14 protein-coding genes are annotated in these 15,695 nt (G+C 61.3%); 7 read left to right on the top strand and 7 right to left on the bottom strand.

Annotated elements, in window-relative coordinates; all coding sequences use genetic code 11:
* Positions 1–49 precede the first annotated feature (49 nt).
* From lptF to rsmA, 6 genes are all read left to right on the top strand, one after another.
* On the top strand, positions 50–1,231 hold the full coding sequence (gene lptF, locus FFM81_RS13800; protein WP_003574159.1) for an LPS export ABC transporter permease LptF: 1,182 nt from the start codon (positions 50–52) through the stop codon (positions 1,229–1,231).
* The gene (gene lptG / locus FFM81_RS13805; protein WP_003574161.1) at positions 1,228–2,316 is read left to right on the top strand and encodes an LPS export ABC transporter permease LptG; all 1,089 of its coding nucleotides are present in this window, start codon (positions 1,228–1,230) and stop codon (positions 2,314–2,316) included. Before lptF ends, lptG begins: the two co-directional genes overlap by 4 nt.
* Positions 2,316–4,643, top strand: a complete 2,328-nt coding sequence (locus FFM81_RS13810) for an LPS-assembly protein LptD (protein ID WP_138384824.1) — start codon at positions 2,316–2,318, stop codon at positions 4,641–4,643. The genes lptG and FFM81_RS13810 overlap by 1 nt, the downstream gene beginning before the upstream one ends.
* A 183-nt stretch (positions 4,644–4,826) precedes the next feature.
* Complete coding sequence (locus FFM81_RS13815; RefSeq protein WP_138384823.1) at positions 4,827–5,771, top strand: SurA N-terminal domain-containing protein; 945 nt, start codon at positions 4,827–4,829, stop codon at positions 5,769–5,771.
* A 6-nt stretch (positions 5,772–5,777) separates the two neighbouring features.
* Positions 5,778–6,806: a 4-hydroxythreonine-4-phosphate dehydrogenase PdxA gene (pdxA, locus tag FFM81_RS13820; RefSeq protein WP_138384822.1), complete on the top strand. Its 1,029-nt coding sequence runs from the start codon at positions 5,778–5,780 to the stop codon at positions 6,804–6,806.
* Positions 6,806–7,633, top strand: a complete 828-nt coding sequence (gene rsmA, locus FFM81_RS13825; RefSeq protein ID WP_025415803.1) for a 16S rRNA (adenine(1518)-N(6)/adenine(1519)-N(6))-dimethyltransferase RsmA — start codon at positions 6,806–6,808, stop codon at positions 7,631–7,633. Before pdxA ends, rsmA begins: the two co-directional genes overlap by 1 nt.
* A 30-nt stretch (positions 7,634–7,663) precedes the next feature.
* Here rsmA and gmk read toward each other — a convergent pair whose 3' ends face one another.
* The 7 genes from gmk to fabD all read right to left on the bottom strand — a co-directional run bounded on the left by gmk (position 7,664) and on the right by fabD (position 14,252).
* Positions 7,664–8,326, bottom strand: a complete 663-nt coding sequence (gene gmk, locus FFM81_RS13830) for a guanylate kinase (protein ID WP_003574170.1) — start codon at positions 8,324–8,326, stop codon at positions 7,664–7,666.
* Between the two features lie 3 nt (positions 8,327–8,329).
* On the bottom strand, positions 8,330–9,217 hold the full coding sequence (locus tag FFM81_RS13835; protein ID WP_025415802.1) for a YicC/YloC family endoribonuclease: 888 nt from the start codon (positions 9,215–9,217) through the stop codon (positions 8,330–8,332).
* Between the two features lie 18 nt (positions 9,218–9,235).
* On the bottom strand, positions 9,236–10,474 hold the full coding sequence (mltG, locus tag FFM81_RS13840) for an endolytic transglycosylase MltG (RefSeq protein WP_025415801.1): 1,239 nt from the start codon (positions 10,472–10,474) through the stop codon (positions 9,236–9,238).
* 177 nt (positions 10,475–10,651) lie between these two features.
* Positions 10,652–11,914: a beta-ketoacyl-ACP synthase II gene (fabF, locus tag FFM81_RS13845; RefSeq protein WP_003574175.1), complete on the bottom strand. Its 1,263-nt coding sequence runs from the start codon at positions 11,912–11,914 to the stop codon at positions 10,652–10,654.
* 93 nt (positions 11,915–12,007) lie between these two features.
* The gene (locus FFM81_RS13850) at positions 12,008–12,244 is read right to left on the bottom strand and encodes an acyl carrier protein (RefSeq protein WP_003547058.1); all 237 of its coding nucleotides are present in this window, start codon (positions 12,242–12,244) and stop codon (positions 12,008–12,010) included.
* A 287-nt stretch (positions 12,245–12,531) separates the two neighbouring features.
* A complete protein-coding gene (gene fabG, locus FFM81_RS13855; RefSeq protein ID WP_003574178.1) occupies positions 12,532–13,269 on the bottom strand; it encodes a 3-oxoacyl-[acyl-carrier-protein] reductase in 738 nt (245 codons plus the stop codon).
* Between the two features lie 38 nt (positions 13,270–13,307).
* On the bottom strand, positions 13,308–14,252 hold the full coding sequence (fabD, locus tag FFM81_RS13860) for an ACP S-malonyltransferase (protein ID WP_025415799.1): 945 nt from the start codon (positions 14,250–14,252) through the stop codon (positions 13,308–13,310).
* Positions 14,253–14,484: 232 nt separating this feature from the next.
* Between fabD and FFM81_RS13865 the strand changes: the two genes are divergently transcribed.
* Positions 14,485–15,528: an aldo/keto reductase gene (locus FFM81_RS13865; RefSeq protein ID WP_003574182.1), complete on the top strand. Its 1,044-nt coding sequence runs from the start codon at positions 14,485–14,487 to the stop codon at positions 15,526–15,528.
* The last annotated feature ends 167 nt before the right edge of the window (positions 15,529–15,695 follow it).

Here is a 15,695-nt window from a genome sequence, read left to right on the forward strand (position 1 = left end):
GTTTCTCCTGCAAAGCCGTTGGGGCGTGCAGGTGCTTTCAAGGGCAGGCATGAAACTACTCGAGACATACATATTGCGGCGTGTCGGCCAGATGTTTCTCGTGGCGCTCCTGCCCGTTCTGGCGATCATTTGGACGACTCAGGTTTTGCAGCGCATCAACCTGGTCACTGACAGCGGCCAGTCGATCGGCTCGTTCGCCAAGCTGGCGACGATGATCCTGCCGTCGATCATTCCCGTTGTCCTGCCCTTTGCTCTCGTTATCGCGATTACCCAGACGCTGACGACGATGAACAACGATTCGGAACTCACCGTCATCGATGCGGCCGGGGCGCGGCGCAGCGTGCTGATCCGCCCGATCATGCTGCTTGCCGCCGTCGTCAGCGTCTTTTCCTTCTTCGTCGACAACGTCGTCGAGCCGCGCGCAAAAACCGTCGTGCGCCAGATGATCGCCGAGACCTATGCCGATCTGCTGTCTTCGGTGATCGAAGAAAAGACCTTCCGCAAACTTGATGACGGCCTTTATGTGCAGATCTCGAAGCGGATGGCCGGCCGTATGCTGAAGGGCCTTTTCGTCGCCGACGAGCGCGATCCGGCGTATGAGCTGATCTATTATGCGAAGGAAGGCGCCGTCGACGATACCGGCACGACGCTGATCATGCATGAGGGTGAGGTGCACCGGAAAACGCCAGACGGCAATGTCTCGGTGATCAATTTCGATTCCTACTCCTTCGACCTCTCGGACATGACCGAGAATCGCGGCCAGGCGACGCTGCGCGCCAGTGACCGCGACCTGTGGTTCCTGATCAATCCGGATCCGGCCGACAAGGATTATACGATCCGGCCTCAGAGCTACCGCGCCGAACTGCATCGGCGGCTGACGGACTGGATCCTGCCTGTCGTCTTTGCGCTGTTTTCGCTGGCAATCGCCGGCGACGCGCGCTCGCACCGCGAAGCGCGGCTGCACCCGATGGTGAGCGCGCTCGCCTATGCCTTCGCGCTCAGGTGGGCGGCATTCTACGCGGCCAATCAGATCGACACCGATCCTGAATATATCGCCGTTCTCTATGCCATACCGATCGTCAGCAGCATCATCTCGATCGTCTTTCTCGGTCTGCACAAACGACTGGCGATACCGTCGTTCATTCGCGACCGGATGTCGTCTTTCTGGAGACGGACGCAGGAATGGCTGCTCGCCGCGACCGGCAGGACCGGCGGAGACGCCGCCCAATGATATTCGGGACATTGTCGCGCTATTTCTTTCGCCGCTACCTGGTGACGATGGGCTGGTTCCTGATCGGCGTCTCGGCGATTTCTTTCCTGCTCGATTTCAGCGAGACGGCGGGCCGCATGTCCGGCCTGCCCGGCTACACGATCGGCGGCGGCATCATGATGACCGCCGTGCGCTTGCCGCTCATCCTGCAACAGACGGTGCCTTTCATCGCGCTCTTCGTTGGCATGACGGTGCTGATCGGGCTCAACCGCAAATATGAACTCGTCGTCACGCGCGCAGCCGGCATTTCGGTCTGGCAGTTCATGTTCCCCTTCATTGCCGGCTCGCTGATACTGGGCCTGCTGACGATGACGGCGCTCAACCCGCTTGCCGCCTGGGGACAGCGCCAGGCGCTGCTCGTCGAGTCCGACTGGCGCGGCGAAAACGCGGTTCTGCGCAAGGCGCCGCAGATTCCGTGGCTGCGCCAGATCAGCGGCCGCGACGATGTCATCATCGGCGCCCAGACGGTTCAGGAGAACGGAACCAAGCTGATCGACGCCGTGTTGATCCATTTCGATTCACGCGGCCAGGTCATTCTGAGACAGGACGCCGCGACGGCAAAATTGGAAGATGGTTACTGGCAACTTAACAACGTTGTCGAGCGCAAGCCTGGCGAAATCCCCGTGCGCAAAGCTTCGGTTCAACTTCGCACCAATCTGAAACAGGACTTCGTCCAGGAGCGGCTGACAGCGCCGGAAACAATTGGTTTCTTTGACCTTTCCAACCGCATTGCCGCAGCCAAATCCTTCGGCATCTCGACCAAGGCGCTGGAGACGCAATTCAACTCTCTGTTGTCCCAGCCGTTGCTGCTGGTGGCCATGACTTTCATTGCTGCAACAGTGTCCCTAAAATTTAGCCGGTTCAACCAATCCCGCTCCGTGATTCTGGGTGGCATCCTTTCGGGCTTCATGCTTTATGTCATCACCGTGCTTGTAAAGGCATTCGGAAGCAGTGGAGTTGTGCCCCCCTTCGTGGCGACGTGGATACCGGTGATCGTCGCGCTGGCGTTGGGTGCGACTATTCTGCTTCATCAGGAGGACGGCTAGTGGCGGCAGGCGACCGCAAGTATTTTAGTAAACAGTTGGTTGCCCTGCTCGTCGGCGCGACTTTAAGTACCTATTTCGGCAGTGCTGCGGTCTCCTACGGCCAGGCCAGCGCGCCCGACCAAACGATTGGAAAGAATATTCCTGAAGGGGCCAAGCTTCTGCTTTCGGCCAATGAACTCGTCTACAACCGCGATGCCGACCTGGTGTCGGCGGTCGGCGGCGTGCAGATCAACTATGGCGGCTACAAAATGGTCGCGCAGAAGGTCGAGTACAATCAGAAGACCGGCCGGATGATGGCCCTCGGCAATGTCGAGATGGTCAGCCCGGACGGCAATCGCATCTATGCCGACGACCTTGACGTGACCGACAATTTCGCCGACGGGTTCTTGAATTCGCTGCGCATCGAAACCGCCGACAATACGCGTATCGTCGCGGAAAGCGGCGAGCGTGTCGGCGGCACGATGATGATTCTCAACAAGGGCGTCTACACCGCCTGCCTTCCCTGCGCCGAAGATCCGAAGCGCGCGCCTTTCTGGCAGGTCAAGGCCAAGCGGGTGATCCAGAACGGCGTAACGCACACGATCCGCCTGGAGAGTGCGCGCTTCGAGCTGCTCGGCTATCCGATCGCCTTCCTTCCTTTCATCGAAGTTCCCGACAATACGGTGAAGCGCAAGTCGGGCTTTCTCTTCCCGACGATGAGCCTATCGCAGAATCTCGGCTTCGGACTTTCCATTCCTTATTATTACGTGATCTCGCCGAGCATGGACGCGACGGTCACCACCACCGGCTACACCGCCCAGGGCTTCCTCGTCGAAGGCGAATTCCGCCAGCGCTTCGAAAACGGCACCCATATCCTGCGCGTCGCCGGCATCGACCAGGCAAAACCGGATAATTTCAGCTCCGGCACCAGCGATGCCGAAGCCGAGCAGCGCGGCATGGTGGCGTCAAAGGCGGAGTTCCGCATCAATCCGCGCTGGACGTTCGGCTGGGACGTCATGATGCAGAGCGACAATAATTTCTCGAAAACCTATAAGCTGCGCGGCCTCAGCGGCACGGATCGCACCAACCAGATCTACCTGACGGGACTTGGGAAACGGAATTATTTCGACATGCGGGCGTTCTATTTCGACGTCCAGGATGCCGACCGGACGAACACGGCGGAAAAGCAGCAGGCGATCGTCTATCCGTCGCTCGACTACCATTATGTGGCACCGCAGCCGCTGGCCGGCGGCGAACTGTCGGCTGATGTCAACCTGACCAATATTTCGCGCACCCATGACGACTTCTACACTGTCGACGGCTTCGACCGATTCCGCGGCCTGAGGGGACAGACCTCGCGCCTGACGGCGGAACTGCAGTGGAAGCGCACCTATGTCACGCCGACCGGCCTAGTGATCACGCCGCTGCTGGCTGCACGCGGCGACGCCTTCGCGCTGAACATGGATGACCCCACCGGTTACTCCGGCAACTACCTCGACGACAACTCGGCTACCCGCTCAATGTTCACGGCCGGGCTGGAGTTGCGTTATCCGATCCTGATGACGACTGAGAATAGCACCCATATTCTCGAGCCAATCGCACAGATCTATGCCCGCCCCGACGAGCAGCTCGCCGGCCGGCTGCCGAACGAGGATGCGCAGAGCTTCGTCTTCGACGCCACCTCGCTGTTCGACCGCGATAAATTCTCGGGCTACGACCGTATCGAAGGCGGTACCCGGGCCAATCTCGGCGTCCAGTATACCGGGACTTTCGACAGCGGCTACAAACTGCACGGCATCTTCGGCCAATCCTATCAGATTGCCGGCCAGAACTCGTTTGCAACCGATGATCTCGTCAATGTCGGCGCGGACTCGGGCCTGGAAACCGATCGTTCCGATTATGTCGGCCTTGGCGGCGTCGAAACACCCTACGGCGTTTCCGTCGCAGCCTCTTACCGGCTCGACGAAAAGGATTTCGAATTCCGCCGCGGCGATCTGACGACGGCCTACCAGAACGACACCTTCTCGACGCAGCTGACCTACACTCATCTCAGCGCCCAGCCGGCATATGGCTTCGCCGAGGACAATGACGAGATCCAGACCAACAGCAGCGTCAAGTTCAAGGATTACTGGTCGATTTTCGGCGGCATTGCCTGGGATCTGAACAATGATGTGATCAGCCGGCGGACGATCGGCCTCTCTTATGACGACGAATGCACGATCTTCACGATCGCCTATACGGACAGCAGAGATTCCGACGACGAGTCGGGAAGCGACTGGACGATCGGCGCACGGCTGACTTTCCGCACGCTCGGCGACATCAAGATCGGCACCGACACCCTGCAATGAGGGGCGGCCGGCGCAAACATGGCCTGAAGCCATTCTTTCGCCGTATGCCTGTACAAGACATTGCTGCCAGTCGATATCTGAGGCATAGGGGTTTCGCGCCGTGACGGAAGCGATGTCCGTGTGTTTCACTGTGGTAAAAAACGCCGCGAACAACGTCTCGCGGCGCTATCGGGAGGTCAGTGGATGATTGACGCGAAAAAAGCCATAACCAAGTTTCTCGCCGGGGCAGCGCTTGCCCTGCTGACGGGTGTCGCCGCTCCAGCATTTGCCGCAAGCGAGGTCAAGGCCGTGGTGAACGGCACTGCCATCACCAGCGGCGACGTCGCCAAGCGCCAGGCCTTCCTGCGCCTTCAGCACACCAAGGCCGATGCCAAGGCTGCCGAGGAGCAACTGATCGACGAGGCGCTCAAGCGGCAAGAGGTCGCCCGCGTCCGAATGTCGGTTTCGCAGCAGGACGTCGATGCGTCTTTCGCCCGCTTTTCGGCCGGCAACAAGCTTTCCCCAGAGCAGATGTCGCAGATCCTCGATCGCGCAGGCGTCGGCGTCGATCATTTCAAGGCTTTCATCGCCGTGCAAATGAGCTGGCCGCGTATCGTCAACGCCCGCTACGGTTCGACCTCGCGGCTGTCGAATTATGACCTCGTCTCACGCATGATGCAGAACAACAAGCAGAAGCCGGTCACAACAGAATATATACTGCAGCAGATCATCTTCGTCGTTCCGCAAGCCAAGCGCAACGCAATCACCGGCAAGCGCAAGGGCGAAGCCGAGGCGTCGCGCTCGAAGTTTCCGGGCTGCGATCAGGCAAAGGTGTTTGCCGCGACGATGCGCGACGTTTCCGTGCGCGATCTCGGCCGCATGCTGGCGCCCGAGATCCCGCCGGATTGGAAGCCGCTGGTCGAGCAGGCCAAAGGCAATACCACAGGGACCCGCGTCACCGACAAGGGCGTCGAATATCTGGCAATCTGCAGTCAGCGCCAGGTTTCTGACGACCAGGCGGCCGAAATGGTCTTCCGCCAGGAGGACCTCGGCAAGTCCAAGGACAGCAAGGACGCTACCCCGGAAAACGAAAACAGTAAGAAGTACCTGGATGAACTGCGCAAGAAGGCGCAGATCGCCTATCGTTGACCGGCGATGACGATACCGTTTTCGCGACCGCTTGCGCTGAGCCAGGGCGATCCCGCCGGCATCGGGCCGGATATTACGCTGATGGCCTGGCTCCGGCGGCGTGAACTCGGCCTGCCGCCTTTCTTCCTGATCGGCGATCCCGATGTCTTGGCCTTGAGAGCCCGCCAGCTCAACCTTTCGGTTTCGATCCGCGAGACGGATAAAGCCAGCGAGGCCGCCAGCATGTTTGCCGACGCGCTGCCCGTCATGCCAGTGCCTGCCGGTATCGCAGTGGTCGCCGGCGAACCGCATGCGGCAACGGCGAAGGGCACGATCGCGGCGATCGAAACAGCCGTGTCGCTTGTCATCAACGGCGAGGCGCTGGCGGTCGTCACCAATCCGATCGCCAAGTCGGTACTCTACGAAGCCGGTTTCCGGTATCCCGGCCATACCGAATTTCTCGCCGATCTCGCCGCCAGGGCGACCGGCAGACCTGTGACGCCTGTCATGATGCTGTCGGGACCGAAGCTCCGGGCCATTCCGGTCACCATCCATATTCCGATCCGGAACGTTCCGCAGGCGCTGACGAGCGAACTAATTTTGAAGACCTGCCGGATCGCCCATGAAGACCTGAAGCAGCGCTTCGGCATTGAGGCGCCGCGGCTGGCTGTCGCCGGCCTCAATCCGCATGCGGGCGAAGACGGAACGATCGGCAAGGAGGACGAGGATGTCATCCGCCCGGCGATCGAGCGCCTGCGCGACGAGGGCATCGATGCGATCGGCCCCCTGCCCGCCGACACGATGTTCCATGACGAGGCGCGGGCGCGATATGACGTCGCCGTCTGCATGTATCACGATCAGGCGCTGATCCCGGCCAAGGCACTCGGTTTCGACGACAGCGTCAACGTCACGCTCGGGCTTCCCTTCGTGCGCACTTCCCCGGATCATGGCACCGCTTTCGGCATCGCCGGCAAGGGATTGGCGCGCGAGCAGAGCCTCGTTGCGGCGCTGAAGCTCGCCGCCCAACTCGGCCGCAGCGCGGAAAGCCATCGCTGATGGCAGCGCTCGATGGCCTGCCGCCGCTTCGCGACGTCATCCAGCGTCACGGCCTCGATGCGCGCAAGGCGCTCGGGCAGAACTTCCTGCTCGACCTCAACCTGACGCAGAAGATCGCCCGCACCGCCGGCCCGCTCGAAGATGCGACCATCTTCGAGGTCGGCCCCGGCCCCGGTGGGTTGACGCGGGCGATCCTGGCGCTCGGCGCCAGGAAGGTCATCGCCATCGAGCGGGATGCCCGCTGCCTACCGGCGCTCGCCGAAATCGCCGATCATTATCCCGGCCGTCTGGAGGTGATCGAAGGCGATGCGCTGAAGACCGATTTCGAGGCGCTGGCGCCGGAAGGCCCGATCAAGATCATCGCCAACTTGCCTTACAATGTCGGCACGCAGCTTTTGGTCAACTGGCTGCTGCCGAAAGCCTGGCCGCCATTCTGGCAGTCGCTGACGCTGATGTTTCAGAAGGAAGTCGGCGAGCGTATCGTCGCCTGTGAAGACGACGATCATTATGGCCGGCTCGGCGTGCTCTGCGGCTGGCGGACGGAAGCTCGGATGGCCTTCGATGTGCCGCCGCAGGCCTTCACGCCACCGCCGAAAGTGACGTCGACGGTGGTGCATCTGACACCCCGCGAAAACCCCATCCCCTGCGCTGTCGGCAATCTGGAAAAGGTAACGCAGGCCGCCTTCGGACAACGCCGCAAGATGCTGCGCCAGAGCCTGAAACCGCTCGGCGGCGAGCGCCTGCTCGTCAAGGCCGGGATCGATCCGGCGCGCCGGGCGGAAACCTTGTCGGTCGAGGAGTTCTGCCTTCTGGCAAACAGCCTGTAGACAACCGCTTCGCGCTTTTCTGGGGTTTTCTTAAAGCGACGGCGTCTCTTCCAGCAGCTCGCGGACGAAATCGAACATGCCGTGGCGGCGGTCACGGCGCAGCCGTTCGGCCTTGACGATCGACTGGACGGCGTCAAACGCGGCGTTGAGATCGTCATTGACGATGACGTAGTCATATTCGCGCCAGTGGGCGATCTCGGCGCGACTGTTGGCGAGGCGCGTCTGGATGACCTCCTCGGAATCCTCGGCGCGGCGGTGCAGCCGCGACTGCAACTCGGTCATGGTCGGCGGCAGCACGAAGATCGAAACCACATCGGCCGACATTTTCTCCTGCAATTGCTGGGCGCCCTGCCAGTCGATATCGAAGAGCATATCGCGGCCTTCGGCCATGGCCTGCTCGACCGGCTCGCGCGGCGTGCCGTAAAAATTGCCATGCACCTCGGCCGATTCGAGCAGCGCGTCGCTATCGCGCATCCGCTCGAACTCGCGAACGCTCTTGAAGTGATAATGCACGTCCTCGATTTCGCTCGGGCGGCGCTGCCGGGTGGTGACGCTGACGGAGAGGCCGATTTGCCTGTCCTTCTCCAGCAGCGTGCGCGCGATGGTGGACTTGCCGGCGCCCGACGGCGACGAGATGACAAGCATCAGACCGCGGCGGGCGATCTGCACGGGCGAGGATTTCGCCGGTTTCATGTCTTACTCCAAATTCTGGACCTGCTCGCGGAACTGGTCGATGACGACTTTCAACTCGATGCCGGCGGCGGTGACCGCCGAGGCATTCGACTTCGAGCAGATGGTATTCGATTCGCGGTTAAATTCCTGTGCAAGGAAGTCCAGCCGGCGGCCGGCCGGACCATCTTTCACCAGGAGATCGCGCGCCGCGGCGACATGCGCCTTTAGACGATCGATTTCCTCGCGCAGATCCGCCTTGGTCGCCAGCAATGCGGCTTCGGCATGCAGCCTGTCGCGATCGAGCGCGGCCATGCCGTCCATCAGCAAGGCGACCTGCGCGGCAAGCCGCGCGGCGATCTCCTGCGGCGAACGTGAGGGATCAGCCTCGATCGTCCGCGTCAGGCCTTCGATCGTCGCGATATGGTCGAGCAGAATGCGGGTCAGCGCCGCCCCTTCCTGCTCCCGCATCGCTCTGAGATCGGCAAGGGCTGCCAACAGGCCGGCAGCGATTTCCGCATCACGGGCGGCAAGCGCTTCCTCGCCATCCTCGCTTTCGCGGAATTCCACGATGCCGCGCACCAGAAGCAGGGTATCGAGCTTCAGCGGCGACGGATCGATTATCCCTTCCAATTGCTCGTGCATAGCAAGCACGGCAGCGAGTGCCTGCTTATTCAACACAGCCTCGAAGCGGTTCTCGTCGGCGGTGACGGAGAGCGAGGCCTGCAGGTTGCCGCGGCTGAAGCTTTCGCCGGCAACGCGGCGGACGTCCGCCTCCATGCGCTCGAGGCCGGGCGGCAGGCGCAGCCGCAAGTCGAGGCCCTTGCCGTTGACCGAACGCAGTTCCCATGCCCAGCGCCAGCGGCCGCTCGTTCCCTCGCGTCGCGCAAAACCGGTCATGGATTGCAAAGCCATACGAGCCTCCAGAAGTTGTCAGTTGATCTTCTTTTTCTTCGGCGGCGCGACGGCAGCACCGTCATCCGCCGGCTGCTCTTCCGGCTGACCGTCGACGGCGATGTTGGGATCCGAGCCCTTGTCTGCCTCGAGCTTGCGCCAACGCTTGACGTTGGCATTGTGCTCCTCGAGCGTCGCGGCGAAAACATGGCCACCGGTGCCATCGGCGACGAAATAGAGATCCTGCGTCTTCCAGGGATTGGCGACAGCTTCGAGCGCATCCTTGCCGGGATTGGCGATCGGCGTCGGCGGCAGGCCCTTGATGACATAGGTGTTGTATGGCGTGTCCCGCTTCAGGTCCGACTGGTAGATCGGCCGGTCGGCGGGTTTGCCGTCGCCGCCGAAAAGACCGTAAATAATGGTCGGATCGGACTGCAGGCGCATGCCCTTGCCGAGCCGGTTCAAGAAAACCGAGGCGACATGGGCACGTTCGTCGGCTACGCCAGTTTCCTTTTCGACGATCGAGGCGAGCGTCACGAATTCTTCCTTGGATCGCAGCGGCAGCGAGGCGTCGCGCTTGTCCCAGATCTGATCGACGATTTTCTGCTGTGCCGCCGCCATCTGCTGGATGATTTCCGAGCGCTTGGTGCCGCGCGAAAACTTGTAGGTATCCGGGCGCAGGCTGCCCTCGGCCGGCAGGGCTGCCGGCAGATCGCCTTCCAGCACCTTGTCTTCCAGCATGCGGTTGAACATCTGGCGGACCGTCAGTCCCTCGGGGAAGGAAACGGAATAGAGAATTGATTTGCCCGATTTCAGCAGCTCCATGATATCGCTCATGGAGGCCCTGGCCTTGATCTCGTATTCACCGGCCTTTAGGCTCTCACCGGCAGAAAGATGCGTTGCCGTGAGATAGCGGAAAATGCGGGCATCGCTGATGATCGCGTTGCGCTCGAGGTTCGTGGCAATTTCTGCGAGACCGGCGCCATTGCGGATGATGAAATTGGTGTTGGTCTGCAGCGGACCGGGGTTCCTATAGGTCGATGTGGCGTAGTAGAAGCCGATGACGGCAACGACGCAAACCAGCACCGCCATCGTCATGATGAAGTTCAGGAAAAGAACGACCTGGCCGCGGGCCTTCTTCGACCGTTTCGGCGGCTCCGGAACGCGCTCCGGACGCAGGGCCTCACTCGGCGACTTCGGGATGATCGGTCCCTTCTGCCCTTGCCGGCCGTTCTCGCCCTGCGGGGTATCGTTGCTCTGGTTCGTCGTATCGCTCACCGGCAATCCTCTAAAACTTGACCCTCACTTCGCTATTTCGCGAAGCAATGCGGCAAAAGCAGGTTCTGCCGCCGCTCAACGGCGCCGTTGCTGGTCGTTATGCTCCCGCACGCTCTTCTAAGCAACTGCGAGGACCGGCCGGCGTAAGGGACACCCGTTACACCGCGCGCATGTCTCTTATTGCGCGTAACGGCGCAGAACGAGCGACGCGTTCGTGCCGCCGAATCCGAACGAGTTGGACAGCGCCACATTGATTTCTCGCTCGCGCGCTTTGTGCGGAACAAGATCGATCGCCGTTTCGCGCTCGGGGTTGTCGAGATTAAGCGTTGGCGGCGCGACATTGTCACGGATGGCAAGCGTGGTGAAGATCGCCTCGATCGCGCCGGCAGCACCGAGAAGGTGTCCGGTCGCCGATTTGGTCGAGGACATGGAGATCTTCGACGCCGCATTGCCGACCAACCGCTCGACGGCGCCGAGCTCGATCGTGTCGGCCATGGTCGAGGTGCCGTGGGCGTTGATGTAATCGATATCGGCCGGCGTCAGCTCCGCCCGCTTCAGCGCCATCGCCATGCAGCGGCCAGCGCCCTCGCCGTCTTCGGACGGCGCGGTGATGTGATAGGCGTCGCCCGACAGGCCGTAGCCGACGATTTCGGCGTAGATCCTGGCGCCACGCGCCTTGGCGTGTTCCAGTTCCTCGAGCACGACGATGCCGGCGCCCTCGCCCATAACGAAACCGTCACGGTCGCGGTCATAGGGGCGCGAAGCCTTCTGCGGGTCGTCATTGTGCTGGGTCGACAGCGCCTTGCAGGCGGCAAAACCGGCGAGCGAAATGCGGCTGACGGGAGACTCTGTTCCGCCGGCGACCATGACGTCGGCGTCACCAAGCGCGATCAGCCGCGCGGCATCACCGATCGCATGCGCGCCTGTCGAGCAGGCGGTGACGACCGAATGATTGGGTCCGCGCAGCTTGTGGCGGATCGAGACCTGGCCGGAGACGAGGTTGATCAGGCGGCCGGGAATGAAGAAGGGGGAAATGCGGCGCGGGCCCTTGTCGCGCAGGGTATATCCTGCCTCGACGATGCCTTCGATGCCGCCGATGCCGGAGCCGATCAGCACGCCGGTGGCGATCTGGTCCTCATCGGTCTTAGGATGCCAGCCGGCATCGGCAAGCGCCATATCGGCGGCGGCCATGCCGTAGATGATGAAGGGATCGACCTTGCGCTGCTCCTTCGGCTCCATCCACTGATCGACGTTGAAGGTGCCATCGGTGCCGTCGCCGATGGGAATACGGCAGGCAATCTTGGCGGGAAGATCGTCGACCTCGAATTCGGTGACGAGGCGGGCGCCGTTCTGGCCGGCAAGCAGCCGGGACCATGTCACCTCGGTTCCGCATCCCAAGGGTGATACCATGCCGGTACCCGTTATGACGACACGTCTCATCGCGTGCTTTCCCCCGTCTCTTATGTTCTATGGAGAAATATGCCGAAAAGAAAAGGGCGGACTCCAGGCCCGCCCTTTCTCAAAATTACAGAATCAGGCCTGGGCCTTCTCGATAAACTTCACTGCATCGCCGACCGTCAGGATCGAGTCGGCAGCGTCGTCAGGAATTTCAACGCCGAATTCTTCTTCGAAAGCCATGACAAGTTCGACCGTGTCGAGCGAGTCAGCGCCCAGATCGTCGATAAAGCTGGCGCTCTCGACGACCTTGTCGGCATCGACGCCAAGATGATCAATAACAATTTTCTTTACGCGTTCTGCGATATCGCTCATGTCGGTTTCCTCGACCTTATGTCCTGATCGGAATGCCGTTGCGGCACCCCTACCCTGTTTCAGCCTGCGATGTTTTCAGACATCCTCGGCAAACTCGTTTACCCGGCTTCAGAGAGGTCCCAGGCTTGCGAAAAGCCCGCCGGTCCGTCTGCTTTCTCGGGACGACTGTTGACAGTCATTGGCCCGCTTAACATGCTTTAGGTCTGCCGCAAAGCGAGAAAATCAACGGTTCGTGATTGCTCAACATGCTATTGGCGGAAAACTTCCCATGCCAGCGGTTTGTCGTTTCAGATCATCGCCATGCCGCCGTTTACGTGCAGCGTCTGGCCGGTCATATAGGCGGCCTCGGAGGATGCAAGATAAGCGACCGCCGAAGCAACCTCGCCGCCCGTGCCCATGCGCTTCATCGGGATCGCCCCCATGATCGCTTCCTTCTGCTTGTCGTTCAGCTTGCCGGTCATGGCGCTTTCGATAAAGCCGGGCGCCACGCAGTTGACCGTCACGTTGCGGGTGGCGATTTCCTGCGCGAGCGACTTGGTGAAGCCGATCATGCCGGCCTTGGAAGCGCAGTAATTGGCTTGGCCCGGATTGCCGGTGACGCCGACGATCGAGGTGATGTTGATGATGCGACCATAGCGGCGGCGCATCATCGGATGCGTCAATTCGCGCGTCAGCCGGAAGGTCGACGTCAGGTTCACTTCGAGAACGGCGTCCCAATCCTCGTCGCTCATGCGCACGAACAGGCCGTCCTTGGTGATGCCGGCATTGTTGACCAGAATATCGACGCCTTCGAGCTCGGCCTCGGCCTTCTGGCCGAGCGCCTTGACCTCATCGCGGTCGGAAAGGTTTGCTGGGAAGATCTTGACGCGCTCGCCAAGCTCGGCGGCCAACGCTTCCAGCTTCTCGACGCGGGTGCCGTGCAGGCCGACGATGGCGCCCTGCTTATGGAGAAGGCGGGCGATTTCCTCGCCGATACCGCCCGATGCGCCGGTGACGAGAGCCTTGCGGCCAGAAAGATCGAACATGGAAACGTTCCTTATATCTGGATATCTGGAAATACCAATCAGGCCATGAGGGCGGCGACGGCCGCGTCGATATCCGCCGGACCGTTGACGGAGATGCCGTTGATCGTCTTGTCGATGCGCCGCGCAAGGCCGGTCAGCACCTTGCCGGAGCCGAGTTCATAAAGCGTGGCGACACCGTTTCCGGCGAACCATTCCACCGTCTCGCGCCAGCGGACCTGGCCGGTCACTTGCTCGACCAGCAAGTTGACGATCTCGTCGGCAGTGGTCACCGGCGCGGCGCGGACATTTGCGATCAGGGGCACGACGGGATCGGACTTGGCGACCTTTGCCAGCGCTTCGCGCATGGCCTCGGCAGCAGGCGCCATCAGCTTGGAATGGAAGGGGGCGGAGACCGGCAGCAGGATGGCGCGCTTGGCGCCCTTGTCGGTTGCCAGGCCGGCGGCCTTTTCGACGGCTGCCTTCTCGCCCGAGATGACGATCTGGCCGCCTCCATTGTCGTTGGCGATCTGGCAGGCGCCGGTGGCGGCCGCTTCCTGGCAGACGGCGATGACGTCGGCATGTTCGAGGCCGATGATCGCTGCCATGGCGCCGACGCCGACGGGCACGGCCGCCTGCATGGCATTGCCGCGGATGCGCAGCAGCCGCGCCGTGTCAGCGAGCGAGAACGTGCCGGCGGCGCAAAGGGCCGAATATTCACCAAGCGAATGGCCGGCGACATAGGCGACCTTGGACTTCAGATCGAGCCCCTTCGCCTGGAGAATGCGGATAATGGCGATCGAGACGGCCATCAGCGCCGGCTGGGCGTTCGCCGTCAAGGTCAAGGTATCCTCGGGACCGTTGAACATGACATGAGAAAGCTTTTCACCGAGCGCCTCATCGACCTCTTGGAAAACGGCGCGGGCTTCGGCGAAGTTCTCGGCGAGATCCTTGCCCATGCCGACGGCCTGACTGCCCTGACCGGGAAAAGTGAAAGCAATGGTCATTCTCGTGTCCCTGGCTCTTGCCGCTGATTGCGCCCCTTGAGGCTGTTTTGCCTCCAATTGACATTCTTTCCGGCAGAGTCAAGTGGCGGCTCATTCTCGGCAAAGCCTGTCGCGCACGCGCAAAAGCCCGGTTTTTACTCTTGCGCTCCGCCAAATCCGGCCTAGATTTGCCCGGTCCTTCCCAAGGCTTCAGCTCCTTCACAAGGCTTCAGCTCTCTCCCAAGGTTTTCTCATGAAGTACAAGTCACTCGGCCGCACCGACATTTCCGTTTCAGAAATCTGCCTTGGCACCATGACCTGGGGTTCGCAAAACAGCGAAACCGACGCGCATGCGCAGATGGATTACGCCGTCGAAAAGGGCGTCAATTTCTTCGATACTGCCGAACTTTATCCCACAACACCGGTTTCGCCGGAAACACAGGGCTGGACCGAAGACTATATCGGCAGCTGGTTCGAAAAATCAGGCAAGCGCGGAGATATCGTGCTTGCCACCAAGGTCGCCGGACGCGGCCGCGATTATTTGCGCGGCGGCGAAGGTGCGGATGCGAGGAATATCCGGCTGGCGCTTGAGGCTAGCCTCAAGCGGCTGCGGACCGATTATGTCGATCTCTACCAGGTCCACTGGCCGAACCGCGGCCATTTCCATTTCCGCCAGAATTGGGGCTACAATCCGTTCAACCAGGATCGCGACAAGGCCGTCGCCAATATGCTCGACATCCTGGAAACGCTCGGCGCACTGGTGAAGGAAGGCAAGATCCGGGCGATCGGCCTTTCCAACGAAACCAGCTGGGGCATCCAGAAATACCTGACACTGTCTGAACAGAAGAGCCTGCCGCGCGTTGCCAGCGTCCAGAACGAATATAATCTGCTCTATCGCCATTTCGACCTCGATCTCGCCGAGCTCTCGCATCACGAGGATGTCGGGCTGCTCGCCTATTCGCCGCTTGCCGGCGGCATCTTGTCCGGCAAATATGTCGATGGTCAGAGGCCGAAGGGCTCGCGCGGCTCGATCAACCACGATATCGGCGGTCGCCTGCAGCCGTTGCAGGAGCCGGCGACCAAGGCCTATCTGGAGATCGCACGCAAATACGGCCTCGACCCGGCCGCCATGGCGCTCGCCTTCTGCCTGTCCAGGCCCTTCATGGCCTCGGCCATCATCGGCGCAACCACGATGGAGCAGCTGAAAGTCGATATCGGCGCGGCCGACCTGAGGCTTTCGGACGAGGTCTTAGCGGAGATCGCCAAGGTGCACCGGCAGTATCCGCTGACGCTCTGACCCTGTCCCTCTCGTCCAGGCCCGACGCTGCCGATCGGTCTGCGTCGGGCTCGCATGTCCGATTGGGCTTGCCTTCCCGCGAAAAATCCGTATAAGCCGCCCTGTTCGTTAACCCGGTCCTCTGGCTGGTGGCTGAACGGAGGGCCGGTTTTCTCTTGGAAATCGTT

The organism is Rhizobium hidalgonense (assembly GCF_005862185.2).
Taxonomy (GTDB): Bacteria; Pseudomonadota; Alphaproteobacteria; order Rhizobiales; family Rhizobiaceae; genus Rhizobium; species Rhizobium hidalgonense.